Below are 22,742 nucleotides of genomic sequence, written 5' to 3' on the forward strand. Positions count from 1 at the left end.
TCCAGAGCAAGGCTTGGAACCTGCGGCCGCGCGAACGGACAGGTCGTCAGAAGATCAGCTCGCCTGCGCCCCATGCGATCAGGATCAGGATGATGAAGCCGAGGAGGAACAGGCCGAACAGAACCTTGGCGACGGTCTTGGCACCGGACGCGACGCCCGTGAATCCGAGCGCGCCGGCCACCAGAGACACGACGAGAAAGATAAGAGCCCATTTCAGCATATCGGCACCTCGACTTCATACTGCTCAGCTGAAGACATTAAGCGCCGACGGTCGATCCGGTTCCGGGCAGCCCTCCGATAGATGCCTAGCATCTCCCGTCAAATGACGACTGTCACCTTCTCGGCCGCGCGGGTGAGCGCCGTGTAGAGCCACCGGCTGCGATGCTCGCGGAAGGCATAGGACTCGTCGAAGAGCACGAGGTCGTCCCATTGCGAGCCCTGGGCCTTGTGCACCGTCAGGGCATAACCGTAGGTGAACTCGTCGGACTCCTTGCGCAGGACGAACGGCACCTCCTCCTCCATCCCCTCGAAGAAGGCCTTGTGCACGGCGACTTCCACGGAGCGGCGGCGGGCATCGTCGTCGGGTAGCACGTCCATGCGGATGAAGTCGTTCCGGATGCCGCGCAAAGCCTGGATGCTCCAGGTGCCGCCGTTGAGAAGACCCTTGGTCTTGTCGTTGCGCAGGCAGACGAGCTTCTCGCCAGCCGCCGGCATGGGATCGCGGTAGCCGTTCAATTCGCGCAGGCGCGTGTTGTAGAGGCGCCGGGTCTTGTTGAGGCCGACCAGCACCTGGTCGGCCGCCATGACGGCGGCGGCATCGATCTCGCGGCGGCGGATGATGCGGCTCTCGCCATAGGAGCCCGGCTCGAGCCGCCCGCCTTCCCTCACCTGCATCGACAGGTGGATGATGGGATTGTCCTTGGCCTGCCGGTGGACCTCCGTGAGCATCACGTCGGGCTCGCCTTCCGTGAAGAATCCGCCGCCCCTCACCGGCGGCAGCTGCGCCGGGTCGCCGAGCACGAGAACGGGTTGACCGAAGGACAGGAGATCGCGCCCCAGCTCCTCGTCCACCATGGAGCATTCATCGATGATGATGAGGTCGACCTTGGAAACCGGGCTCTGGCGGTTGAGCACGAATTGCGGGCCGTTCTCGTCGGATTCCCGTGAGCGGTAGATCATCGAGTGAATCGTCGACGCATCGGTGCAGCCCTTGGTGCGCAGCACGAGCGCGGCCTTGCCCGTATAGGCGCCGAACGCCACGTCGCCGTCCACGTTCTCGGCGATGTGCTTGGCGAGCGTCGTCTTGCCCGTGCCGGCATAACCGAAGAGACGAAACACCGGACGGTCGCCACGGCGGAGCCACTCGGCGACGGCTTTCAGGGCGGCGTCCTGTTGCGGCGACCAGGTCATGCGGATTTCGCCTCGCGATGCAGGGAGTAGAGAAGACCCATGATGATGATGCCGCTCCCGAGGAAGACGTACGGATCGAGCGCCTCGCCATAGAACTGCCAGCCGACGAAGGCGATCAGCGGGATGCGCATGAAGTCGAGCGGCACCACCATGGTGGCGTCGCCGCGCCGGTAGGCATTGGTCAGGCAGTAATGCGAGAGCAGGCCGCCGACGCTGATGCCGGTGAGGCCGAGCGCGTGAGACGGCTGCACCTGGAGCCAGAAGGCCCGGCTCACGCCTGCGAGGTTCATGGGCAGCTGCAGCAGGTTCATGAAGAACAGGATCGAGAAGGTGCTCTCCGTCATCGTGAGGCGCTTGGTCATGATCGCCACGAGGGCGAAGCTGAACGCCACGCCGAGCATGAGGAAACTGGCCGGCTGCAAGGTTTCCACCCCCGGACGCAGGATCACGAGAATGCCCACGAAACCGAGCACGATGGCCACGAGACGGCCACGCGTCATCTGTTCCTTGAGCAGCGGGATCGCCAAAAGCGCGACCCAGGCCGGCGTGGTGAATTCGATTGCGAAGACCGTCGCGAGCGGGAGGAGCGTGAGCGCGAAAGCCCACCCGTCCGTGCCGAGGAAATGGAGGACGTTGCGCGCCAGGTGCAGCGGGAAGCGGCGGGGCCTCAGACCGGGCCGCAGGTCCGGCTTGAGAAGCGCGAGCGCGAGCAGGATCAGGACGCCGGCGGCGTTGCGCACGGCCAGCATCTCGAAGATCGAGAAGTTCGGCGCAAGGGTGCGGACCGCGATGGCGGTTGCGGAGAAGGAGAGAAGCGCGCCGCTCATCCAGAGGACGACGGCGAGGATGCTGCGATGGGGCAAGGCGGTCCAACCGATGTGAGGCCCTTTTCGCTTAACCTGCCTCGGCGATCGCGTGAAGCCTCCATCGTCATGCGACCTGCAGCGACCAAGGCGCACACGACGGATGGATGTGCGTACCGATCTCGACGAGGAATGCGCGCAGCTCCCGAGGCGCGCATCGCGACATGTGATTCTCGACTCGTGCGGCGACATGCGGACCCGTTTTCGACTCCGCGCGACAATTTTTTCGATCACGCATGCGCGACGAATCCGATCGGCACGAGAGCCGGTTTCGTCCCCCTCCAAGTGAAGAGGTTTTCGGCCACGACGTTGAACGTGCATGAACACGTTCGAATACTCTGCTGAGGCTTAACATCTTCTTTATCATTGAGATAAGTAACTGATTTTAAAGGATTTTTTTGACCGTAACGATTGTGATCGATCATGAAGAGCAATGCCGGCGGCGCTGAGGAAGTGTCTCTAACTGTCTCATCTTCAACCCGATATTGAGTCTTTGATCCGCAAGAGCAGAGAAACCTGCCGGTCGAAATATCCACAGAAAAAGTGAGCGTTCTACTGTCTACACTTTTCGATTATCGGAACCGCGTTGGTATAACGACGTTGCCTTGCAAGCGTGACGGTTGCACGCGAAGGCCCTTGAAGGAGGCGGCAATGCCGACAGATACCAAGAACCCGCTGACGATGCTGTTCACGGGTGACACCGGTGCGACCAGCACCAAGAAGACCGCGAAGAAGAGCAGCGCACGCCGCAGCTCGACGAGCACCGCCAAGAAAGCTGGCACGAAGACCGCTGCCAAGAAGGCCACGGCCAAGAAGACCACGGCCAAGAAGACGGCTGCGAAGTCGACCTCGCGGTCTGCGGCGAAATCTTCCGCCAAGTCCGGCGCGAAGAAGACCACTGCCAAGAAGGCAGTCGCCAAGAAGACCACCGCCAAGACCGCTGCCAAGAAGACCACGGCTCGTTCGTCGGCCAAGTCGGCAGCGAAGAAGACCACTGCCAAGAAGACCACCGCTCGGAAGGCTCCGGCCAAGTCGGCCGCCAAGAAGTCTACGGCTCGTTCGACTTCGGCCCGCTCGACCTCGGCCCGGAAGACGGCTGCTCGCAGCACCAGCCGCAGCGCGGTGAAGTCGCCTGCGAAGTCGCGCAGCGCCTCCAAGTCTACCACGAAGCGCGCCGCTGCCGCTTCGAGCCGCACCTCTGCCACGAAGAAGTCGGCCAAGGTCGCGAAGCGGTCTTCGAGCGCTCGCAAGAGCCCGTCGAAGTCGCGCAAGCGCTAAGACGCTCATGCCGCAAGCGCCGGGATAGGACCTCTCCTATCGCCCGGCGCCTGCGCATAAAAAATCGCCCGGCGAAAGCCGGGCGATTTTGTTTGACCGGGGTGCCGATCGGGCTTACCGGCCCGTGCTCATCGGGTCGCTGCCGCCCCAATAAGGCGTGGCGTTGTAGTAGCGGTGGACGTGCTCCTCCCATTCGCGATCGTACGACGCGTCGTGGCCCTCCGCGCTGCGGCGGGGCGCTCCACGCAGCTGATCCTCGGAGAGGTTCAGCTCATAGGCATCGAGCTCCGTATTGTACTTCAGGACGCTCCAGGGAAGCGTGTAGTATTCCTCGCCGAGACCCATGAAGCCACCGAAACTCATGACCGCATAGGCAACCTTGCCGGACCTCTTCTCGATCATCACCCGTTCGATGGTTCCGATCTTCTCGCCGTCCGTACGGCGCACCGGCGTCCCTTCGACCTTGTCGCTGGCGATCAGGCTGTGCGTTTCGCGAACGTCGCTGCTCTGTGCCGTTGTCTCCATCACTGCGCTCCCTTCTGTGTGAGATCCAGGGCACCGGATCGAAAAGCGGACCCGGCTTATGGGTCAGATCCGATGTGTCATCCTTCAATCGGGGCATCGTCGATGCGGAAAAAGGATCCATCTTTCCGCACGATGCTCCAAGGCAACGCTCAGGTCGAAAAGCAGGTTCCGGTTCGGGTCCGAAAGTCCAAGCTTTCCAAGAGTTTTGCGGGATCATCTGGGCACGAGCGGGCTTCCTGTGCCGGGATCTCCCCGATGCCCCGCTCGCGACGGGTTCAACGTTCAGGGCGAAGGGGAATGCCGGCATCCACCCGTTCGGGGAGGATCTTCCCTGCACCTGCGGGCCCCTCACTTGCCTATGGGGAAGCTGGGTCGAGACCTGCGCCGGACAGCAAGCGTTGCCTTAGGAACCCCGTTTCCGACCTCACGTTGACCCACGTTCATGGACCATGAGGATTTGAAGGAGAGTGCCATGGCGGTTCGCCAGAAGCCGGTCGAGGGCCAGATCGTCGTCATCACCGGCGCGTCGAGCGGCATCGGACTTGCGACGGCCCATCTGTTCGCGGAACGCGGCGTGAAGGGTCTCGTTCTGGTCGCCCGCAACGAGGACGCCCTGCGCAAGATCGCCGATGAGCTCAGCCACGGAAGAACACGCGCCATCGCGGTCACTGCCGATGTCAGCAAGCGCGAAGACTTGGAGCGGGTGTCGCGCACCGCCATCGAGACCTTCGGGGGCTTCGACACCTGGGTGAACGATGCCGCTGTGGCCATCTACGGCAATCTCACCGACATCCCGATGGAAGACCAGCGTCAGCTCTTCGACGTGAACTACTGGGGCGTCGTCAACGGCTCGATGATCGCGGCGGATCACCTGCGCCGTCGCGGCGGCACCATCATCAATGTCGGCAGCGTGCTGTCCGAGCGGGCCATGATCCTGCAGACCCAGTATTCGGCGGCCAAGCATGCGGTGAAGGCCTTCACGGACGGATTGCGCATGGAGCTTGCCAACCAGGATGCGCCGATCTCGGTCACGCTCATCAAACCATCCTCCATCGATACGCCTTACGTCGAGCATGCCCGCAATTATCTCGACCGGGGCAATGCCGTTCCGCCGCCATCCTACGACCCGCATCTCGTCGCCAAGGCGATCGTACACGCGGCCGAACACCAGCGCCGCGAGATCACCATCGGGTTCGGCGGGTGGGTCATCGGCGCCATGGGCAAGGTCGCGCCGCACCTCATCGACAAGGCGATGGAATGGACGGGCTATGCCTCGCAGACCACGGACCAGCCCGAGCGCCCGGGAATGCGCGACAACCTCTATCGTGCCCGGCAAGATGGCGACATGTATTCGTCCCTGCCCGGCGAGCCGCGCCAGACGAGCCTGCTTCTCGAAGCACAGCTCCATCCCTTCGCGACGGCCGCCGTGCTGGCCACCGTCGCGGCCGGCATCGCGGCCCTCTTCCTGCCGCCCCTGGCAGGGAGCCGCCGCCCGAAGCGGTCCAAGCGACCGACGCCGCGCTACCAGCCCACCATGCGCCGCACCGGCAACGGACACGACAAGCGCACCTTCGGCCCCGGCCACATCAGCCAGCGCGGCCCCGGCGAAGGCCGCCCGCAGCCGAGGCATTGAGGATCAAGTCTCCGGCGTGATGACCGGCCTTGTGCCGGTGATCACGACTTGCAGGAAGCGCTGGGTCCCACCTTGCCGGGACGGGCCTGGCCATGACCTGACGTTCGTCAAGCTCCCCACACCTTCGAAAGAGCGACAAGATGGCCGCATCCGGCACGTTCCGAACTCCACGCCCGCAGGCTAGCCTTGCCGCATGATTCCGATTCGCTCTCTCGCCCTCGCGCTCGCTCTCCTCGCCGGCGGCTCCGCCGTCGCCCAGGACAAAGGCACTCTTGACCCGAAGCCGCTGCCGCCGCTCGCCAACCCCGACGATCCCAAGCTCGCCGCGAAGGAACTCTTCGGGCGGCGTACGACGCCGGCCGATCTGCGCTCCCGCTCCATCGGCGGTTATGCCCGGGGATGCGTGGCGGGCGCTGCCGCGATCCCGATCGACGGCGACAACTGGCAGGTCATGCGCCTGTCCCGCAACCGCAACTGGGGGCATCCGCAGATGATCGCATTCCTGCAGCGGTTTGCGACCCGCCTGCCCAGCATCAACGGGTGGCCGGGCCTTCTCGTCGGCGACATCTCGCAGCCGCGCGGCGGTCCGATGATCACGGGTCACGCCTCGCATCAGATCGGCCTCGATGCGGATATCTGGCTCACGCCCATGCCGAACCGCCGCCTCTCGCGGGCCGAGCGAGAAGAGATGTCGGCCACCAACGTGGTCCGCGACGACCTGCTCGACATCGATCCGGCCCGATGGACGCCTCAGCACACCGCGCTCATCCGCGCGGCCGCCCAGGAACGCAGCGTGGCCCGGGTCTTCGTGAACCCGGCGATCAAGAAAGCCCTCTGTCGAGAGGCGGGGGACGACCGCTCCTGGCTGACGAAGGTTCGGCCCATCTGGGGCCACAACTACCATTTCCATATCCGCCTCGCCTGTCCGGCCGGCGATGCGGGCTGTGCCGATCAGGATCCGCCGCCGAACGGCGACGGATGCGGCGCGGAGCTCAATGCGTGGTTCACGCCGCAGATGCTGCATCCGAAACCCGGCAAACCCCGCCCGCCCTTGACCCTGGCGCAATTACCCAACGAGTGCCGCAACGTTCTCGCGGCGCCCTAAAGCATCGGACGCGCGCAGACGAAAGGCCCCGGCCGATGGCCGGGGCCCCGAGGCTTCGACGTCGCACAAGCCGACTGGCTCACATGCTGTGATGGGTCGAGCGGTGGTGCTTCTTGGTGGTGTGATGCTTGCTGACGCTGCCCGTGGTCATTCCGAGCTGCTTCTGCTGAAGCAGCATCGAACGCTCGCGGTCTCGCCTCGCCGTGTCCCGGTACGTCGACGGATTTGTCGTCTGGGATCCGCTTCCGCCCGGAACCGGCGGTGGCGGGTTCTGGGCCATCGCGGTGGCCGCGCCCAGAACGATGGTGGCGATCGTCACAGTGCCCAACAGAATACGACGCATGGGGATCTCCTTGCGATCAGATGCCCCTGAGGTGATGCTTATTGGTCAACACCCAACGCGAAGTTTACCGGAAGGTTGCGGCCAAGATGGAAGACGGATCCAGCAGGCCATCGAAAGCCTGCTGTCGGGCCGCTCAGGAGGCGCTGGCAAGCACGGTTTCCAGCAGGCGTCAGGGACGCGGCTTCCTCTGTCCTTCGCGGTAGAACAGCATTCCTCCGTGGTGGAGGACATCGCCGATGAACTCGCCGTCGGCCGTGAACCCGGCATCGTCCCAGTAGTCGATCCGGGTGCCGCGGATTTCATAGCGTCCCTGATAGGCGCTCCTGCGGGTGCCCCGCGCCTCGTCGTAGCGGCCGTTCGGGAGTAGCTCCTGGCGAATGCGGCCATCCTCGGTGACCCACATGCCGAGATAGGGGTGATTTGTCATGCCTGTTGCATCCTTGGATAGGGGTTGATCGGTCCTCGCGGATTGCCCATGCGCACCTGGTGCGAGCGCCATGGCGACGGCAAAGGCGAGAGCGGGCTCCACGCGCAGCATCGAGGGTTCCCTTCTTCAGTGCGGGCTTGCGGTCGGGCGAACGATAATTTCGCTCACGTCCACATCGGAGGGTTGTTCGATCGCGTAGCGGACCGCGCGAGCGATCGCATCCGGTTCGATAGCGATCCTGCGGAACTCCCTCATCGCCTCGCGCGCCGTATCGTCCGAGATGGTCTCCGCCAGTTCGCTCGTGACGACGCCGGGAGAGATCACCGTGACCCGCAGTTGGTCAGTCTCCTGGCGAAGCCCGTCGGAGATCGCCCAGACGGCATACTTGGTGGCGCAATAGACCGCGGCCGTGGGAGAGACCCGGTGCGCCCCGATGGACGCGATGTTGATCACATGGCCATCACCTCTGGCTTCCATGATAGGCAGCACGGCCGCGATGCCGTTCAGGACACCCTTGATATTGACGTCCACCATCCGGTCCCATTCCTCCACTTTGAGGGCCTTGAGCGGGGACAAGGGCATGACGCCCGCATTGTTGACGATCGCATCGATGCGTCCGAACTCCTCAAGGGTTGCCGATACGACCCGGGCGAAGTCGTCCCGGGAGGTGACGTCGAGCCGATGGGCCCGTGCGACCCCGTGGGATGCCTCGATGCGGCCGACGAGAGCATGCAGACGGTCCGTCCGGCGCGCGCCCAGGATGATCGCGTGACCGGCCTTCGAAAGCTCCAGGGCTGTCGCCTCGCCGATCCCGCTGGAGGCACCGGTAATCAGAACAACTTTCCTCTCGGACATGGCTTCTTCCTTTCGTCCAATCCATGCCCGGACCCGTCATTGCGTGACGGTACCGAGCCGATGAGCGAAAGATAATTCGTCCTATCGACCTGATCGACTTGCCAATCATGAATAGGTTGGTCAGTATTTGTCACCAATGAGCCCAGACCTTTCCGGCATCGCCGTCTTCGTGACCGTCGCGGACGCACGCAGCTTCCGCGCAGCCAGCGAACGCCTGGGCGTGACCCGTTCTGCCATCAGCCAGGCCATTCGACGGCTCGAGGAGCGGATGGGTGTGGCCCTGGTTCAGCGGACCACCCGAAGCGTCCGCCTGACGGAAGCAGGAGAGCGGCTCTACCAATCCGTGCGCCCGGCTCTCGACGATCTCGCCGCCGCGATGGAGGCCGTGGGCGAGATGCGCGAGCAGCCCAGCGGCATGGTGCGCCTGACGGTTTCCTCGATCGCCGAGAGGTTCCTGAGCGGATCGCTTCTCGCCGGGTTCCTCGAAGCCTATCCCGACATCCGTCTCGATATTACCGTGACGGACGAGGAGTTCGACATCGTGTCCGAGGGCTTCGATGCAGGCGTGCGGCTCGGCGAGGTCATCGAGCAGGACATGATCGCGATTCCGGTCTCGGACGAGCAGCGCCAATTGGTGACGGCGTCTCCCGCGTATCTGGCCCGGCATGGCGCTCCCGCCCATCCCCGCGACCTGCCCAAGCATCGTTGCATCGGCTGGCGGCCCAGCCCGCAGGTCGCTCCCTACCGATGGGAGTTCACCGAAGACGGGCGCGACTTCACCGTCGACGTGAACCCTCGCGTGACCACCAACGACATGAGGGTGATGCTCCAACTGGCCTGCGCGGGAGCGGGCCTGACTTTCGGCATGGAGGAGACCTTCCGCCCCTATCTTGCCCGCGCCGAACTCGTGCCGCTTCTCGAAGAGTTCTGCCCGCCGTTCCCCGGCTTCTATCTCTATTACCCGAGCCGCAGGAACGTCCCCCTCAGACTGCGTGCCCTGATCGATTACCTGCGCAAGAGCCGACGTTGACCCCGCGCTTCATACCGGCTCGAAGCATGAGGTCGAACGGATGCACGCGGCCGGTTTCTTTGCATCGGCCGGCTTAGAACCGCCAGACGGTCGTGCGGATGTTCGAGATTCCCGGTCGACGCTTTGCAGGATGGAAACGCGATGACAGATTGCGCCATTCGTTGGGTATGAAGATGAGAGACGAGAAACGAGCCAAGACTCTCCTCATGAAATCTCGTAGGCTCGCCCTGGGCGATGGCCCGCTCCCTCCTGGTACTCCAGCCGAAGCAATGATCCAAACACAAGGGTGATCGACGATGGACATTCAGCGCAACGCCTTCAAAGCTGCCCTCAAGGCGGGACAGCCGCAGATCGGCCTCTGGAGCAGCCTCTGCAGCAACATCGTCGCGGAAATCATTGCTCACAGCGGGTATGACTGGATTCTGCTCGACATGGAACATTCGCCCAACGAAGTTCCAGGGATTCTGAGCCAGCTCCAGGCTCTCACGGGCGGGACGGCCACTCCCATCGTGCGTCCGGCCTGGAATGATCCTGTCCTCATCAAGCGTCTCCTGGACATCGGGGCGCCGGCGGTTCTGATCCCATTCGTTCAAAACGCCCGGGAAGCAGAACTGGCCGTGGCCGCCTGCCGCTATCCTCCGGCAGGCATTCGCGGCATTACGTCGGTCGGCCGGCCCAGCGGCTACGGACGCTTGCCCGCCTACCTCAAGCAGGCCGACCGGGAGACCTGCGTCCTCGTGCAGATCGAGACCGCAGCGGCTCTTGCTGAACTGGAGGCAATCGCGCGTGTCGACGGTGTCGATGGCGTGTTCATCGGCCCCGCGGATCTGTCCGCATCCTTGGGCCATATCGGAAACCCGCAGCACCCGGAGGTCCAGGCCGCCATTCAAGATGCCGTGCGGCGGCTTCAGGCTGTTGGAAAGCCTGCCGGCATCCTTGCCCCACGGGAGACGGATGCCCGCCGCTACATCGAATGGGGCTATGGCTTCATTGCCGTCGGGTCGGATCTCGGGCTTCTGGTCAAAGGTGCCGACGAACTGGCACAGAGCTTCAAATCGAACGCCTCGGCGAACACGCCGCCAAACGGGCGATGAAGGCTCGAGGGACTCCGGCGATGAGCCGGCCCTGAGCCTTCGTCGGCAAGGTACGGCGCGTACTCTCGTATTCCGTTCATCGTGCTGCCTTCGCAGCACGCTTTCACACAAGAACGGAATTGCTGCATATTTCTGCGCGGGAAAGCTCCACGAGGGTTTTCGCTTCGCGATACGAGCCGCTCGTTGTGGTTCGCGCAGGAGAAGGCACCATGTCCTCCATAACCTCAGGCTTGGCCCAACAATACAGCGACAGCCAAAAGCTGGCGGCACGGGCGCGCATCAATTCCAGGTACACAATCGCCGAGATCGGCTGGTTTCCTTGGGTTGCGAGACATTTGCCTTTGAATTCCGGCAATCATGTCCTGGACGCAGGCTGCGGCCCGGGTTGGTTCTGGGCGGCAACGGCAAGCACGCTGCCTGAAAAGCTCAATCTGACCCTTTCCGATCTCTCACCTGGAATGACCCAGGAGGCTGTCGAACGTTGCGGGCCGTTGCCGTTCGGATCGGTTCGGGGCGAGCAGGCCGACGCCTCCGCCCTGCCCTTCGAGGACAACGCCTTCGACGCGGTGATCGCCATGCACATGCTCTATCATCTTCCGGACCCGGCCAAGGGCATCGCGGAGATGCATCGCGTTCTGAAGCCCGGCGGCTTCCTCGCGGTCACGACCAATGGCACCGACAACATGCGCAGGATGTACGAATTGACCACGATCTTCGGCAGTCAACCCTGCGATCCCGCGGCCGTCGCTTTCGGCTTCGACAAAACCGAAAGGTTAATGCAGGCACAGTTCGGGAACGTCACCGTGGCACGACATCCGGCGAGACTTCGGATCACGGATCCGGAAGATGTTTTCCTGGCTCTCACGTCCTATCCGCCCGGAGATCGAGCCGGTGAGACTCAGCTCCTCGAATTCCGCGCAGCCATTGCCGCTGCATTCGAGGAGGGGCATGGCGTGATGGAGGTCGAGAAGCAGACCGGGCTGTTTGTCAGCCGCAAGACGGATGCAGGATAGACTCTCGAAAGAATGCCCGCTGTCGAACCATTGCTGTTGGCGGAACGGGCCGATGCCATATGGAGGGCACTTGGGAGCGCCGAATTTGCCGCCGCCCTGGACGTCTTGAGAGCACTCGTCGGAGAGCTGCGCTTGCTGGTTCGGAGAAGCGCGTCCTTGCTTCGGCAGACGTGATGATCCCCTGAGACGCGCTGTATGCGTCCGGGTCGATGGTGTCTGGGACGATCCTGGGAGCTGGAACTGTCACGGAAGAGCGATCACCTCCCTCATTAATCATTTGTAGCGTTCCCCCGGCTTGCGGCAAGCCCCTCGCCATGCCCCATAAACGCTCCCCTCGTTTCGAACCTGAGGGAGCCGTGAAGATGCGTGTGCTGTTGTCGACCTATGGATCACGCGGAGACGTCCAGCCGATGGCGGGGCTTGGCCTTGCTTTGCAGAAGCTCGGTGCGGAGGCACTGATCAGCGCTCCGTCCGATGCGGAATTCGTGGCGTTGCTGGACCGAGCCGGCCTGCCGCTGGCGCCAGCCTTCATGCCCGTGCGCCAATGGATCGCGACGGCGAGACAATTAGGCTTGAGCCTGCCGCAGCTCGCAGCCAGGATGGTTCCGGCCCAATTCGATGCGATTGCCGCAGCGGCCGAAGGCTGCGATGCCATCGTCGCAACGGGCCTGTTCCCGTCCGTGGCGGCCGCTCAGGCCGTAGCCGAGAAGCTGGGCATCGATTTTATCTGCGCGGTCTTTTACCCGATCGCCCTGCCTTCACCTCACCACCCGCCGATGGAATACCCAGGCTGGCCGCATCCGCCGGAAATGACCGATAACCGGGCGCTGTGGGCGTTCAACGCCCAGGCGAAAGACGCACTCTTCGGCGCGGCGGTGAACACCCACCGCGCCTCGGTCGGCCTGCCGACACACGCGAATATTCGCGACCACGTCTTCACGCTCCGACCGTGGCTGGCATCGGACCCGGTCCTCAGTCCCTGGCAGCCGACCGAGATGACCGACGCTGTACAGACCGGCGCCTGGATCCTGCCGGACGCGCGCCCGCTCCCGGCCGATCTGGAGACCTTCCTCGATGCCGGCGCTCCCCCGGTTTATGTGGGATTCGGCAGCATGACCATGCATGCTTCGGGCGACTCCGCCCGCACCGCCATCGAGGCGGTCCGCGCACAGGGCCGCCGCGTGATCGTCGCTCAGGGCTGGGCCAATCTCATGCCGATCGACGACCGGAACGACTGCTTCGCCGTCGGCGACGTCAACCAGCAGGCCCTGTTCACCCGGGTCGCGGCCGTCGTGCATCATGGCGGAGCCGGCACGACCACTGCGGCCGCATGCGCCGGCGCACCCCAGGTGATTGTGCCCCAGTGCGCCGACCAGCCCTACTGGGCCCGCCGGGTCACCGAATTGGGCATCGGTGCGGCGCATGACGGCCCGGTGCCGAGAGCCGAGTCGCTTCCGATCCCGCTGCAGATAGCGCTGGTCCCGGGCACCCGTGAGCGAGCGGCCGCCATCGCCAAGACGATCCGTCGCGACGGAGCGGCGGTGGCTGCCGAACGGCTCGTTGCTGCGATTCAGGGAAAGGCGAGCGGCGTCAGGCGGCCCTGACACGACCATGTCGAAGCGCGCGGGGACAGCCGGGACAGAAGCGGTTCCGATCCTGCCTCGGGTCAGGCATCCGCGGCATGCCCAGACGATCTCGCCGCATCGAAACCTGTCCGAAAGTGCAGTTTCCTTTAAGCTGCGCCTTTGCAATACTTGCGCATGTGGAACATCTGCCTTCAAGGCAGATGTTCCCGCCAAAATGACCGGGGGACAACCTTCGGCATATGGGGGATTTCATGAAGAACGTGGCCAACGCGCCCGAGATCACGGATCCGTATGCGGCGCTCGAGAAAATTCTGAAGGTCATCGGCAGAACGTGGCTGAGCGAGGAATGGCGCCTTGAGGACATTCGCCTCCTCGCTCAGGAAGCCATTGGATCTCGCGGAAAGGTGGCGACCCGCGGGAAGAGAGCGAGCGGGAAAGGCGCCGCAGGCGTTGCAACCCCTCTCACGCCGCAACTTCATTTCAACCCGGATCTTCCGCTCACGCCCGCCAAGCGGAGCGAGCGCCGCCCTTCCTAGCGCATCCTGCGAACCCGAAAGGCCGCAGCCGCAACGTGGCTCCGGCTTTCCGCCAACAACGGTGCACTGGGCGGACCAACGCTCGCACCCTGAGCCCGCGGACAGGCGACGTGCGGCATGTTGTCGATTGGGCCGGATCCCAAGCCGGATCCCCTTTTAATCCTATTGCAAATCGTTTAGACGCTCCGACGCGAAAGCTCGCGAGTTCAATTCAAGTAAAAGTGCTTGCCGGATACTGAATCCGCCAGAGACTTTCGTTTCATTGTAACAATAGGTTTGGAAGCGCGGCAAAGCTGCAAGATTAAGCTTTTCGAAAGCGGCGGGTTTTACTCTCTCGTCGCAAAGCTGACTGCTGTTTGCGGGCGACGGCTCGCACGAACCTTCGCGGTATCAACATAACTATTCGATTGAAGAACCATGCCTGCTGTCGAAACATATTCTTCCACTGGTAACATCTACATCGATGCCGTTCTCGGCTCCACCCGATGGGTGCCGAGCAACCTGACCTACAGCTTTCCCACGACGGCCGCCTCCTACGGCTCATCTTATGGCGACGGTGAGGCCGCGAAGGGATTTGGCGCCTTCAACGGGACGCAGCAGGCCATCGCGCGCACGGCATTGAATCTCTATTCCGCCGTCAGCAACCTGACATTCATGGAACTGGGCGGAACAAGCGGCCCATCGGCCGATCTGCGCTTCGCGCAATCGGACCTGCCCAATACGGCGTGGGCTTACTTTCCGAGCACGAATGCGGCAGGCGGCGACGTCTGGGTCAACAATTCCAGTCTGAGCTATGCGAGCCCGATGAAGGGCAACTACGCCTATTTCACCATCGTGCATGAAATCGGCCATGCCCTGGGGCTCGAGCACTCCCACGAGAACGGCATGCCGCTCGATCGGGACAGCATGGAATATACCGTGATGAGCTACCGCTCTTACGCGGGCGCTTCCGTCAGCACGGGCTATGCCAACGAGAATTGGGGCTACGCCCAGTCTCTCATGATGTACGATATCGCAGCCATCCAGCACATCTACGGCGCGAACTACGCCACCAACAGCGGCAACACGACATATACGTGGAGCCCGACCACGGGCGAGATGTTCATCGACGGCGTCGGACAGGGCGCTCCCGGCGGCAATCGAATCCTGCTGACCATCTGGGATGGCGGCGGCGTCGATACCTACAGCTTCACCAACTATACCACCTCTCTCACGATCGACCTGCAACCCGGAGCGTGGACGATCACGTCCCAGGAGCAGCGCGCCAAGTTGAACTGGGACGGCTCCAAGCTCGCCGTCGGCAACATTGCCAACGCCCTTCTCTATCAAGGCGATACGCGCTCTCTCGTCGAGAACGCCTCCGGCGGCTCCGCAGGCGACGTCATCAAAGGCAACGCGGCCATCAACACGCTTCGCGGCAACGGCGGCAATGACAAGCTTTACGGGCTCGGCGGCGGCGACGCGCTGTTCGGTGGAAGCGGCAGTGACAGGCTCGAGGGCGGCGCGGGCAACGACAAACTTTATGGTCAGGCCGGCAAGGACATCCTCGTCGGCGGGAGCGGAGCGGATACGTTCGTCTTTCAGGCCCTGAGCGATTCCCGTGGATCGTCCTTCGACACGATCCAGGATTTCCGCCGAGGGTCGGACCGCATCGACCTGCGTAGCATCGATGCCAACACGAAGGTCGCGGGCAATCAGGCCTTCACCTTCATCGGAAAGTCCGCGTTCCACCACAAGGCCGGGGAGTTGCGCTTTTCCGACGGGATCCTGTCGGCCGACGTGAACGGCGACTCGCTCGTCGATTTCAAGGTCAAAGTCGCGGGTCTCTCCGCGCTGTCGAAGGGCGACTTCTATCTGTAATCAGGTTTTTGTGACTGGCCTCATCGTGGAGCCGGGTTGCCATTTCGCCTGCGCCGAACTCGCCATCGAACAGCGGCGGACCAAGCTGCGCCATCCTTGGACGAATGGCCCGGTCGGGCGCATGAACCGGACGATCAAGGAAGCCACTGACAAGCGCTTCCACCACGGAGGCCACGATCAGCTCTGTCGGCATCTCGCCGCCTAAAGCTTCGCCCGTTGTCCGAAGACGCTGCGCGGCCTCACGCCGTATCGCGCCATCTGTAAAGCTTGGACCGATGCGCCGCTCAGTCCACTTGCGCATGCACTCGTCGCCACGGCTCGAATCAGACTTACCTATGCATCGGAGCTTCAACTCGCCCCTGTCATATGCGAGATCCGATATTATTACGATATAATGATATATATAAAATCAAAGCATAGATGAGCTGTCTGCATTGTACCTCCTGTGAGGATATGCAAGATTAAGCGAGCTTTCGATAAGCTAGTTGCGATCGTAGACAGTACCGGCAAATCTTGGAATGCGGGCTGATAAAGTGATAACCGCAGCGCAGTTCGCAGATATTATTGAGTTGATTTATCAAACGCCATCCGAGGCTGGCGCATGGGAAAGCCTTGCCGCAAGTCTCGGCGAACTATTTCACAGCACGAGTTCGATATTCATTCATGATGCACGATCGAAGTCGGTCGTGGTCGATATGAGCAAAGGGTTCGAAAAGCCTTACATCGAGAGCTACAAGCAGCATTATGTAAGAATTAATCCGTTGATACCTGGTACGCTCGCCCTCCCCACAGGAAAAGTGGCGCGTATGTTTGAAGCCGTCCCGAAGGACAGGTTCGAGCGAACGGAATACTATAATGACTGGTTGATGCCGCAACGCCTGAAATTTGCCATCGGAACTCATCTCACCCTCGGCACAAGCACATCCATGTTCGTCGCATTCCATCGGCATCAGGGGGCCAAAGACTATAGCGACGAAACAATCGAATTCCTCGGACGAATGGTCCCGCATTTTGAAAGAGCGCTCTCCATCGGCAACCGCTTCCGTCTCCAGGACGCTTTGGAGATCGCCCAGATCCGTGGGCTGGATCAGCTTGGTTTCGGCATCGTCCGGCTCGATCGACGATGCTCGATCTACGACATCAATCCGAATGCCGAAGAGCTCATCAAGCGTGATCTCGGCATGAGCCTGCGCTTTGGCCGGCTTTCTCTCGTTTCCCCCGATCATGATCGCCACTTCCGAGGACTCGTGGCCAAGGTCATTGATGAACGCATAGCTCAGCCTCTTGAGATCTCCCTCAGGAACGGAGAGCGTCTCGACGCTGTCATTGTTCCGACGCATCATCATTTCGGACCGACCGTCACTGGCGTTCACGCATTGCTTCTCATCAAGTTCAAACATGCCAGCCCGGGGCAATCCGTAGACGCACTCGGCAAAGCACTCCGGCTGACCCAGGCAGAGACCAAGCTCCTAGGAGCGCTTGCGGATGGAAAAACGATTTCGGAATACAGTCAGGAAAATCACCTGAGCCGCAATACCACCAGGTCCCAACTCCAAGCTCTTTTCCAAAAAACCGGGGTGTCACGACAGGCGGATTTGGTGCGGCTGGTTTACAGCCCGAATTTGATGCAGGCGGACGAAGGACTTCATCGGGGCGAATGAACCTGCTTCACTCAGCGGCCTGTGCGAGCTTTTTCCTGGCCTCCTCCGGATCATATACGAACCCGCTGCTGAGCAGGACGTCGAGCCGACCCTGCAAATACATCTGCGCAGGGACAGCCTCTTTCTCCGTAGGCAGAAGGAGCAACCGCCGGCGGTCCTGGGGATCGGGCTTCCTCATCAGCGCGCCTGCGGCTTCCATGTCGTCCAAATGGCGAGACAGAGTTGCCTCCGTGCTGAACTGCATGAAGTAAGTCATCATTTCTTTCAGCGTGATAGGACGTCCATCAAGGTAGCGTATCAGCACCATGGCGCACACCATGTCGCTTTCGAATACGTTGCGGCTGCGGTTCCGGACCATGACATTCCCCGCCATGCGCTTCTCAAAGTCGGATCGGAAGGCAAGCCACGCAATCTCCATCTCGAGCGCCGCAATCTGCTCCTGGCTGAGGCAGGCTGGATCGAGAGTATCAACATCGGAACTTCGGACCCGGGTGCTGAGATTGGACGACACAGACCTGGGTGAACCGGTCTGCTTAGATCGCCTGGAACCTGGCATAAACTCGATCTCCACAGGATGAGTCGAGGTCCGGATATGGCATATGGCTCCCTGGGGTTCCCTATGCAAACAAATAGGTTCTTACAGCACTTTGATGGACGGTGCGGTAGCACACATGCGCTGAGGTGTAGCCTCGTTCCGAGTGAGAGCAGCTTGGATTAAATGAAGCAACAGGCTTTGACCTAATGATGGTCAGGGAGGAAAGCGATGAAACTCGCCATGGCCACATCGTTGTCGCGCCCTACGATCCTCGCTGTTCAAATAGGTTGGAGGTGCAAACGACATGATAGGCTTGGGTTTTCCGTTCAACGTCCATTCGAGCCCAGTCGATGCGCTTTCAAACCATCAAGGAGATCGTTCTCGCCATCTGCGCCGTCAGCGTAGCCGGCTGCCAGGGTGGTGGGTCGGCGCCTGTCGGTGATCCGGCAGGTTTCCAGTACAATGCGCCAGGTTCTGCCTCTGCCAGAGTCAACGCTGAACTTGACGCAGAGGCGAGAGCATTCGGGGCCGCTCAAGGAGCGGCGGGCCTTGCAGCAGCGATGGATCCGACCGGGCTATCGGTGATCCCTCTCACGGTCGGCGGCGGAATTGCACATAAAGCCTGGCTCGCCAAGAACCACGCAAAGATGGAGGCTGCCGCAGAAGAGGACATTCAGTCAGCATACCGGAAATATGGCATGAATCCCGATGGGACGCCGTCAGGCAAACCCGGGCCAGGATCGGCACCGGCAGAATAGCCCAGCACCTCTGACGACCGCGTCGCCGACGCTCTCATCTATGTCCCACAGACGGAGCTTATGATCGAACGCACGCGATCGGAACTGACTGCCTAAAGAGCGGAGCGAATGACGACTCACGTAACAAAGAAGTCCTTGTAGGTCATCTTGAGGTTTTTGGAGAGAGTGGCAATCTGGATCTGAGCCTGTGAGCCCGAGCCGTCGGCGTCGTAGTAGAGCGCCCCCGTCTTCCTGTTGTAGATGACATGATCGTCCCGGTCATGCGCCTTCACACCCTGGTAGAACTCTCCCTTCTTGACCACACCCTTCTTGGCCATTTTGGTGAACACGCTCTTCTTCAGGTGGATCGTGTCGTCCGTGACACTGAAGTCCACGATCCGGTCCTGATTGGCCTTGTTGACCTTCGCCGACTTCGACAGCTTGGTGTCAAGCACGAAGATATCCTGACCATCACCGCCCTCCAGCGTGTCCTTGCCGGCCCCGCCGTAGAGCCTGTCGTTGCCAGCCTCGCCCCCCGAGTATGTCGTTGCCCGACAAGCCGGAGAGAACGTCGTTGCCAGCCTCGCCTTCGAGCCTGTCAGCACCGACTGTGCCCGCGAGCGTGAATGGTGTCGTCTCGATGGCATCAAGGATGCTCAACGTGAAGGTGGTTGTGCAGCGGTCCCCCCCATCCTGCCGGCCTTGCGCCCTCGCAAGCAGAGCCAGAGCTAGATCGGCAGGTCATGAACCCATCTTTGGGAGGTCGAGTTGTAATGATCGAGGCCGGGCCTCTTTGCACAGCTCTGCCGTGACGGCGATAAGAAGGCCCGCGAGGTATTTGCGGACCGGTCCAACCAGCTCGACATATAGAGCCGTGACAGGTCTGTGATCGCCGGCCTTGCTCATCGCCAGACGCGGGCGGGCTCGTGCGTGATATGCCATGATGGACCTGAGACCATGCCGTTATCGGACCGGCGGGGCGTAGAGGATGCCGCCCATACTCCAGAGCTGATTCAGGCCGCGCGGGATGCCAAGGCGCGACTCGACCCCGAGATTCCGCTCGTAGATTTCAGCGTAATTGCCCGCCGCTCGGACGGCGTCCAGCGCCCAAGTCCCCTCTAGGCCCAGCATCCTGCCGGATTCCCCTTCCAGGCCGGCGAAGCGGCGCACATCGGGTTTGTGCGACTTCGCCGTCTCGTCTGCGTTCGCTGACGAAATGCCGAGTTCCTCGGCGTTCACGAGGGCGAAATTCACCCATTTCACGATCGTGAACCACGCGAAATCGTCCGCGCGCGTTACAGGACCAAGGGGTTCTTTTGAGATGATGTCCGGAAGAATGACCGCATCGCTGGCACGCCGGAGCTTCAGACGCTCGGCGAAGAGCGCGGACTGATCGCGCGTCAGCACGTTGCACTGGCCCGATTGAAAGGCCGCGAGCGCCTCGGCGGCACTGGGAAAGGCGCGTTCCTCGAAGGTCATCGAGTTCGCACGGAAAAAGTCGGCCAGATTGAGCTGGCTCGTGGTCCCCGTCTCCACGCACACCTTGGCGCGGTCGAGTTCGAGCGCCGAGGCGACGGCGCGATCCCGCATCACCATGAAGCCTTGTCCGTCATGATAGGTGATGCCGGCGAACGCAAGTCCGAGACCTGCCTCCCGCTCCAGGGTCCAGGTCGAGTTCCGCGACAGCAAGTCCACGCGACCTGTGCGCAGGGCATCGAAGCGCTCCCCGGCGGAGAGCGGCACGAACGTAACCTTGGCGCGATCTCTGAAAACGGCACCGGCGACGGCACGGCAGAAATCGACATCGAAGCCGGACCACTCCCCCTGATCATTGCGCTCGGAGAACCCGAACAGACCATCGCTGACGCCGCATTGCAGAGTGCCGCGTTGCTTCACGCTTTCCAGGGTTCCTGCCCCGGCAGGGACTGCCAGAACGGTCATCAGGCCAGCGAAGAGAAAGGTTTGGGCCGCGCTCAACATGGTCCTTGTTCTCCGATACGTAACCGGTGCACCCCATTTCTGGTTTGCAAGACTGAACGGAATCTGCCGCTCATAGGCTGGCGCCATGGCGGACGACCACCTTCGTGCCGAGCGGCACGCGTGCGTAAAGATCGATGACGTCGCCGTTGGCGAGCCTGAAACACCCGGACGAGATCGCATGGCCGATGGTCTCCGGCTGATTGGTTCCGTGGATCCGAAACACGGTCGAGCCGAGATAGAGTGCGCGGGCCCCCATCGGATTTCCCGGCCCTCCGGCCATGAAGCGTGGGAGATAGGGCTGGCGCGCAATCATCTCGGGCGGCGGCCGCCAATCCGGCCACTCGGCCTTGCGGCTCACCTGCACCAGTCCGGACCATTGAAACCCTTCGCGCCCGACGCCGATCCCGTAGCGCAGGGCGCGGTTGTTGCCCTGGACGACATAGAGAAATCGTTCCGACGTATGGATGACCACGGTGCCGGGTGCCTCGCTCGATCTGAAGAAGACCATCTGCCGGGCAAAGGGGCCATCCGGAATGACGACCTCCTCGGTCGAGATGCGGCCCGGCTCGTCACCGATTTCCAGCGTCTCCGGTGGCTTGGTTCCAGACTGGGCCGCGGCTCGGTCGGCAAGGCCGGTTGTCAGTATAAGCCCCGCAACGATCACAAGCGCTTGGCGCGCAGCTGAAGTCCCGTGTTGGTTCGTTCGCAGATGCCGCAAGGTGCCTTCCTCCGCTCGACGGGGTTCGACCGTCAGGTGCCGCAGCGCACGTATACGAACGTGCCGTAACGCTGGTTCGCATCCGGATCGACGAACCGCATGGTCATCAGATTGTTGGTCGCGGAGAGAATCTCGCGGTCCTGCGGATGGCCCGGAGGAGCTTCAAACCCGAGATACGTCCTGCCCGCGGTATCGCCCTTGAGCCTGAGCTCGTAAAGCTGCGGATCATCCGCGACATGCATCATCACACCGTCGGTCGGACCTTCGACAATTCTGTAAGGCTGGCTGCACTGGGCCCTCGCCTCACGTTCTGTCCTTTGCCGATCCTTCTCGGTGTGAAAGGACGCGGTACCCCATCGGCCAATCAGGCGCTCCCGCCCGAAGGCTGCAGGAGCCGCAGCGACAACAGGCGATGTTTCATTGTCGGATGTAAGGGTACAGCCAGCGCCTGTCAGAGCGACGGCGACAGCAACGGCACATTCAACCCGGATTCTGTTTCGTGGGGATTTGCGCTGGAAGACAACGCCGAGCAGGCCGCGCCGATATTCGGCCTCTTCGAGCAATGCTTCGTCGCCCGGTTTTCGAGATGGCATGTCCCGTTCCCCGTCATCATGCCGGCAGATCACGCAGATGAGGCCCCTGCGCTTGCGCGCCACGTTTGGGCGGTCTCTTCGGCGATGCCTGGTATCCCTTGCTCATCCCGGGCTTTTTCGCTCGGGAATGGGCAAGCTAGGTCGCTCGACGCCTCCATGCTTGACACTTCGGGACGAGTGCTTGGCAGTTCGGGACAGAAGCACCGTCCACTCAGTGTTCATGTGAACGGAACGGAGTTCCCACAGGAATGGTCGTCGCAGCCCTAACAGTTCGACAGTGGGCCCATAGACACGGTGTCCTGAAGCACGGGCCGATGCTCCAGGCTCTCGTTTAACGCACTCTTCACGCGAGAACTCTTCCCGCTTTTGCGTTCAATGCTCCGGAATATACCGAACCGGCGATAATAAATTCAGGCCTTCGCGCCGGGACATTCGTAACGGCACGCTGTGGAAGCGCTCTAAATCCGGGGCGATGTCTGTCTTGCCAGCTGACGCGAGCGCTGCACCCGTTCCACCTCGCGCAACTTGCGCGCCCTTTCCTGAAGGTCCTCACGGCTCGCCCACCACCAGCCGCTCGTGGATTTGCCTCCCGGCTCCTCGTCCTTTCGAGGCGGTCTCGTGCGGTAGATTTCCTGCAAGGTCGGCATGCGCCAATGGGCCCAGACATAGCGGGACACATCGCCCTGCACGTGCGGGTACAGCCCAACGGCAGGCTGTGCGGCGAGGGGGGCGACATCAATGGCCTCGAACACCACGACGCCCCAGTTTGCCGTCGCAACCGGGCATCCGAGAGGAGGCAGGTCGCTCGATGGAACCGGATAGCGTCTGCGCCGCCGCTCCGTCTGAATCAGATTGGCCTCATCCGAGGCTTCGGCCTTTTGCGCCTCCCGGCGTTTCCTGCGGGCCTCGGGCTCATTGCGGCGCGCCGCCTCCTCGATCTCGGGCCAGCGCGCCTTCAAC

The 22,742-nt window shown here is 62.2% G+C and carries 25 protein-coding genes and 1 pseudogene (1 of these 26 running past the window's edge); 11 read left to right on the plus strand and 15 right to left on the minus strand.

The genetic code is table 11. The features are described 5' to 3' along the window. Positions 1–46: 46 nt before the first annotated feature. The 5 genes from U0023_RS04175 to U0023_RS04195 form a co-directional block, all read right to left on the minus strand. Positions 47–220, minus strand: a complete 174-nt coding sequence (locus U0023_RS04175; RefSeq protein ID WP_009763592.1) for a DUF1328 domain-containing protein — start codon at positions 218–220, stop codon at positions 47–49. 98 nt (positions 221–318) lie between these two features. Further along, complete coding sequence (locus U0023_RS04180) at positions 319–1,410, minus strand: ATP-dependent DNA helicase (RefSeq protein WP_009763591.1); 1,092 nt, start codon at positions 1,408–1,410, stop codon at positions 319–321. Then, positions 1,407–2,273 (minus strand): DMT family transporter, encoded by an 867-nt coding sequence (locus tag U0023_RS04185; RefSeq protein WP_009763590.1) that lies wholly within the window; start codon positions 2,271–2,273, stop codon positions 1,407–1,409. Before U0023_RS04185 ends, U0023_RS04180 begins: the two co-directional genes overlap by 4 nt. Positions 2,274–2,845: 572 nt before the next feature. Beyond that, complete coding sequence (locus U0023_RS04190; protein ID WP_009763589.1) at positions 2,846–3,544, minus strand: hypothetical protein; 699 nt, start codon at positions 3,542–3,544, stop codon at positions 2,846–2,848. Positions 3,545–3,665: 121 nt separating this feature from the next. After that, a complete protein-coding gene (locus U0023_RS04195; protein ID WP_009763588.1) occupies positions 3,666–4,076 on the minus strand; it encodes a PRC-barrel domain-containing protein in 411 nt (136 codons plus the stop codon). A 472-nt stretch (positions 4,077–4,548) separates the two neighbouring features. On the opposite strand from U0023_RS04195, the gene U0023_RS04200 reads away from it, so the two are divergent. Continuing rightward, entirely contained in the window at positions 4,549–5,709 is a 1,161-nt protein-coding gene (locus U0023_RS04200) for an SDR family oxidoreductase (RefSeq protein ID WP_009763587.1), read from the plus strand. Positions 5,710–5,902: 193 nt separating this feature from the next. Further along, positions 5,903–6,814: a penicillin-insensitive murein endopeptidase gene (gene mepA / locus U0023_RS04205; protein WP_009763586.1), complete on the plus strand. Its 912-nt coding sequence runs from the start codon at positions 5,903–5,905 to the stop codon at positions 6,812–6,814. Positions 6,815–6,893: 79 nt separating this feature from the next. Here the strand turns inward: mepA and U0023_RS04210 are convergent, their stop codons facing one another. The 3 genes from U0023_RS04210 to U0023_RS04220 all read right to left on the minus strand — a co-directional run bounded on the left by U0023_RS04210 (position 6,894) and on the right by U0023_RS04220 (position 8,439). Continuing rightward, positions 6,894–7,157, minus strand: coding sequence for a hypothetical protein (locus U0023_RS04210; RefSeq protein ID WP_009763585.1), 264 nt, complete (start codon positions 7,155–7,157; stop codon positions 6,894–6,896). Between the two features lie 169 nt (positions 7,158–7,326). Further along, positions 7,327–7,695 carry an Atu4866 domain-containing protein gene (locus tag U0023_RS04215; RefSeq protein ID WP_009763584.1) on the minus strand — a complete coding sequence of 123 codons (369 nt, stop codon included), beginning with the start codon at positions 7,693–7,695 and terminating at the stop codon, positions 7,327–7,329. 15 nt (positions 7,696–7,710) lie between these two features. Further along, positions 7,711–8,439, minus strand: a complete 729-nt coding sequence (locus tag U0023_RS04220; protein WP_009763583.1) for an SDR family oxidoreductase — start codon at positions 8,437–8,439, stop codon at positions 7,711–7,713. 136 nt (positions 8,440–8,575) lie between these two features. On the opposite strand from U0023_RS04220, the gene U0023_RS04225 reads away from it, so the two are divergent. From U0023_RS04225 to U0023_RS04260, 8 genes and pseudogenes are all read left to right on the plus strand, one after another. Beyond that, a complete protein-coding gene (locus tag U0023_RS04225; protein WP_009763582.1) occupies positions 8,576–9,469 on the plus strand; it encodes a LysR family transcriptional regulator in 894 nt (297 codons plus the stop codon). 296 nt (positions 9,470–9,765) lie between these two features. After that, positions 9,766–10,563 (plus strand): HpcH/HpaI aldolase family protein, encoded by a 798-nt coding sequence (locus tag U0023_RS04230; protein ID WP_009763581.1) that lies wholly within the window; start codon positions 9,766–9,768, stop codon positions 10,561–10,563. 209 nt (positions 10,564–10,772) lie between these two features. Continuing rightward, positions 10,773–11,576 carry a class I SAM-dependent methyltransferase gene (locus U0023_RS04235; protein WP_009763580.1) on the plus strand — a complete coding sequence of 268 codons (804 nt, stop codon included), beginning with the start codon at positions 10,773–10,775 and terminating at the stop codon, positions 11,574–11,576. Positions 11,577–11,938: 362 nt separating this feature from the next. Next, positions 11,939–13,180, plus strand: a complete 1,242-nt coding sequence (locus U0023_RS04240; RefSeq protein WP_009763579.1) for a glycosyltransferase — start codon at positions 11,939–11,941, stop codon at positions 13,178–13,180. Positions 13,181–13,413: 233 nt separating this feature from the next. Beyond that, positions 13,414–13,698 (plus strand): hypothetical protein, encoded by a 285-nt coding sequence (locus U0023_RS04245; RefSeq protein WP_009763578.1) that lies wholly within the window; start codon positions 13,414–13,416, stop codon positions 13,696–13,698. A 417-nt stretch (positions 13,699–14,115) separates the two neighbouring features. Then, positions 14,116–15,558, plus strand: a complete 1,443-nt coding sequence (locus U0023_RS04250) for a M10 family metallopeptidase (RefSeq protein WP_009763577.1) — start codon at positions 14,116–14,118, stop codon at positions 15,556–15,558. A 37-nt stretch (positions 15,559–15,595) separates the two neighbouring features. Next, positions 15,596–15,841: pseudogene (locus tag U0023_RS35905) on the plus strand (IS481 family transposase); the annotation flags it as partial. Between the two features lie 235 nt (positions 15,842–16,076). After that, the gene (locus tag U0023_RS04260) at positions 16,077–17,219 is read left to right on the plus strand and encodes a helix-turn-helix transcriptional regulator (protein ID WP_154661142.1); all 1,143 of its coding nucleotides are present in this window, start codon (positions 16,077–16,079) and stop codon (positions 17,217–17,219) included. 7 nt (positions 17,220–17,226) lie between these two features. Here U0023_RS04260 and U0023_RS04265 read toward each other — a convergent pair whose 3' ends face one another. Next, positions 17,227–17,592, minus strand: coding sequence for a MarR family transcriptional regulator (locus U0023_RS04265; RefSeq protein WP_154661141.1), 366 nt, complete (start codon positions 17,590–17,592; stop codon positions 17,227–17,229). 512 nt (positions 17,593–18,104) lie between these two features. Here U0023_RS04265 and U0023_RS04270 point away from each other — a divergent pair. Then, a complete protein-coding gene (locus tag U0023_RS04270; RefSeq protein ID WP_040638703.1) occupies positions 18,105–18,512 on the plus strand; it encodes a hypothetical protein in 408 nt (135 codons plus the stop codon). Positions 18,513–18,628: 116 nt separating this feature from the next. Here the strand turns inward: U0023_RS04270 and U0023_RS04275 are convergent, their stop codons facing one another. The 6 genes from U0023_RS04275 to U0023_RS04295 form a co-directional block, all read right to left on the minus strand. Then, complete coding sequence (locus U0023_RS04275; RefSeq protein ID WP_407667407.1) at positions 18,629–18,976, minus strand: hypothetical protein; 348 nt, start codon at positions 18,974–18,976, stop codon at positions 18,629–18,631. Further along, a complete protein-coding gene (locus tag U0023_RS35510; protein ID WP_407667375.1) occupies positions 18,963–19,151 on the minus strand; it encodes a hypothetical protein in 189 nt (62 codons plus the stop codon). Before U0023_RS35510 ends, U0023_RS04275 begins: the two co-directional genes overlap by 14 nt. Before the next feature lie 303 nt (positions 19,152–19,454). After that, positions 19,455–20,471 carry an amino acid ABC transporter substrate-binding protein gene (locus U0023_RS04280; RefSeq protein WP_009763571.1) on the minus strand — a complete coding sequence of 339 codons (1,017 nt, stop codon included), beginning with the start codon at positions 20,469–20,471 and terminating at the stop codon, positions 19,455–19,457. 70 nt (positions 20,472–20,541) lie between these two features. After that, the gene (locus tag U0023_RS04285) at positions 20,542–21,189 is read right to left on the minus strand and encodes a L,D-transpeptidase (protein WP_009763570.1); all 648 of its coding nucleotides are present in this window, start codon (positions 21,187–21,189) and stop codon (positions 20,542–20,544) included. A gap of 32 nt (positions 21,190–21,221) precedes the next feature. Continuing rightward, entirely contained in the window at positions 21,222–21,782 is a 561-nt protein-coding gene (locus tag U0023_RS04290) for a hypothetical protein (protein ID WP_009763569.1), read from the minus strand. A gap of 458 nt (positions 21,783–22,240) precedes the next feature. Continuing rightward, positions 22,241–22,742 carry the 3' portion of a hypothetical protein gene (locus U0023_RS04295; RefSeq protein ID WP_009763568.1) on the minus strand. 413 nt of this gene lie beyond the right edge of the window, so only the last 502 of its 915 coding nucleotides appear in the window; its start codon lies beyond the right edge, outside the window; its stop codon occupies positions 22,241–22,243.

This window comes from Microvirga lotononidis, from assembly GCF_034627025.1.
Lineage (GTDB): Bacteria > Pseudomonadota > Alphaproteobacteria > Rhizobiales > Beijerinckiaceae > Microvirga > Microvirga lotononidis.

Bases quoted from the DNA above. Each gene is read 5' to 3' on its own strand.
- U0023_RS04175 (WP_009763592.1), bottom strand. From the start codon at position 220: ATGCTGAAATGGGCTCTTATCTTTCTCGTCGTGTCTCTGGTGGCCGGC.
- U0023_RS04180 (WP_009763591.1), bottom strand. From the start codon at position 1,410: ATGACCTGGTCGCCGCAACAGGACGCCGCCCTGAAAGCCGTCGCCGAG.
- U0023_RS04195 (WP_009763588.1), bottom strand. From the start codon at position 4,076: ATGGAGACAACGGCACAGAGCAGCGACGTTCGCGAAACGCACAGCCTG.
- U0023_RS04200 (WP_009763587.1), top strand. From the start codon at position 4,549: ATGGCGGTTCGCCAGAAGCCGGTCGAGGGCCAGATCGTCGTCATCACC.
- mepA (WP_009763586.1), top strand. From the start codon at position 5,903: ATGATTCCGATTCGCTCTCTCGCCCTCGCGCTCGCTCTCCTCGCCGGC.
- U0023_RS04210 (WP_009763585.1), bottom strand. From the start codon at position 7,157: ATGCGTCGTATTCTGTTGGGCACTGTGACGATCGCCACCATCGTTCTG.
- U0023_RS04215 (WP_009763584.1), bottom strand. From the start codon at position 7,695: ATGCTGCGCGTGGAGCCCGCTCTCGCCTTTGCCGTCGCCATGGCGCTC.
- U0023_RS04220 (WP_009763583.1), bottom strand. From the start codon at position 8,439: ATGTCCGAGAGGAAAGTTGTTCTGATTACCGGTGCCTCCAGCGGGATC.
- U0023_RS04225 (WP_009763582.1), top strand. From the start codon at position 8,576: ATGAGCCCAGACCTTTCCGGCATCGCCGTCTTCGTGACCGTCGCGGAC.
- U0023_RS04230 (WP_009763581.1), top strand. From the start codon at position 9,766: ATGGACATTCAGCGCAACGCCTTCAAAGCTGCCCTCAAGGCGGGACAG.
- U0023_RS04235 (WP_009763580.1), top strand. From the start codon at position 10,773: ATGTCCTCCATAACCTCAGGCTTGGCCCAACAATACAGCGACAGCCAA.
- U0023_RS04240 (WP_009763579.1), top strand. From the start codon at position 11,939: ATGCGTGTGCTGTTGTCGACCTATGGATCACGCGGAGACGTCCAGCCG.
- U0023_RS04245 (WP_009763578.1), top strand. From the start codon at position 13,414: ATGAAGAACGTGGCCAACGCGCCCGAGATCACGGATCCGTATGCGGCG.
- U0023_RS04250 (WP_009763577.1), top strand. From the start codon at position 14,116: ATGCCTGCTGTCGAAACATATTCTTCCACTGGTAACATCTACATCGAT.
- U0023_RS04260 (WP_154661142.1), top strand. From the start codon at position 16,077: ATGCGGGCTGATAAAGTGATAACCGCAGCGCAGTTCGCAGATATTATT.
- U0023_RS04265 (WP_154661141.1), bottom strand. From the start codon at position 17,592: ATGGCGGGGAATGTCATGGTCCGGAACCGCAGCCGCAACGTATTCGAA.
- U0023_RS04270 (WP_040638703.1), top strand. From the start codon at position 18,105: ATGCGCTTTCAAACCATCAAGGAGATCGTTCTCGCCATCTGCGCCGTC.
- U0023_RS04280 (WP_009763571.1), bottom strand. From the start codon at position 20,471: ATGTTGAGCGCGGCCCAAACCTTTCTCTTCGCTGGCCTGATGACCGTT.
- U0023_RS04290 (WP_009763569.1), bottom strand. From the start codon at position 21,782: ATGCCATCTCGAAAACCGGGCGACGAAGCATTGCTCGAAGAGGCCGAA.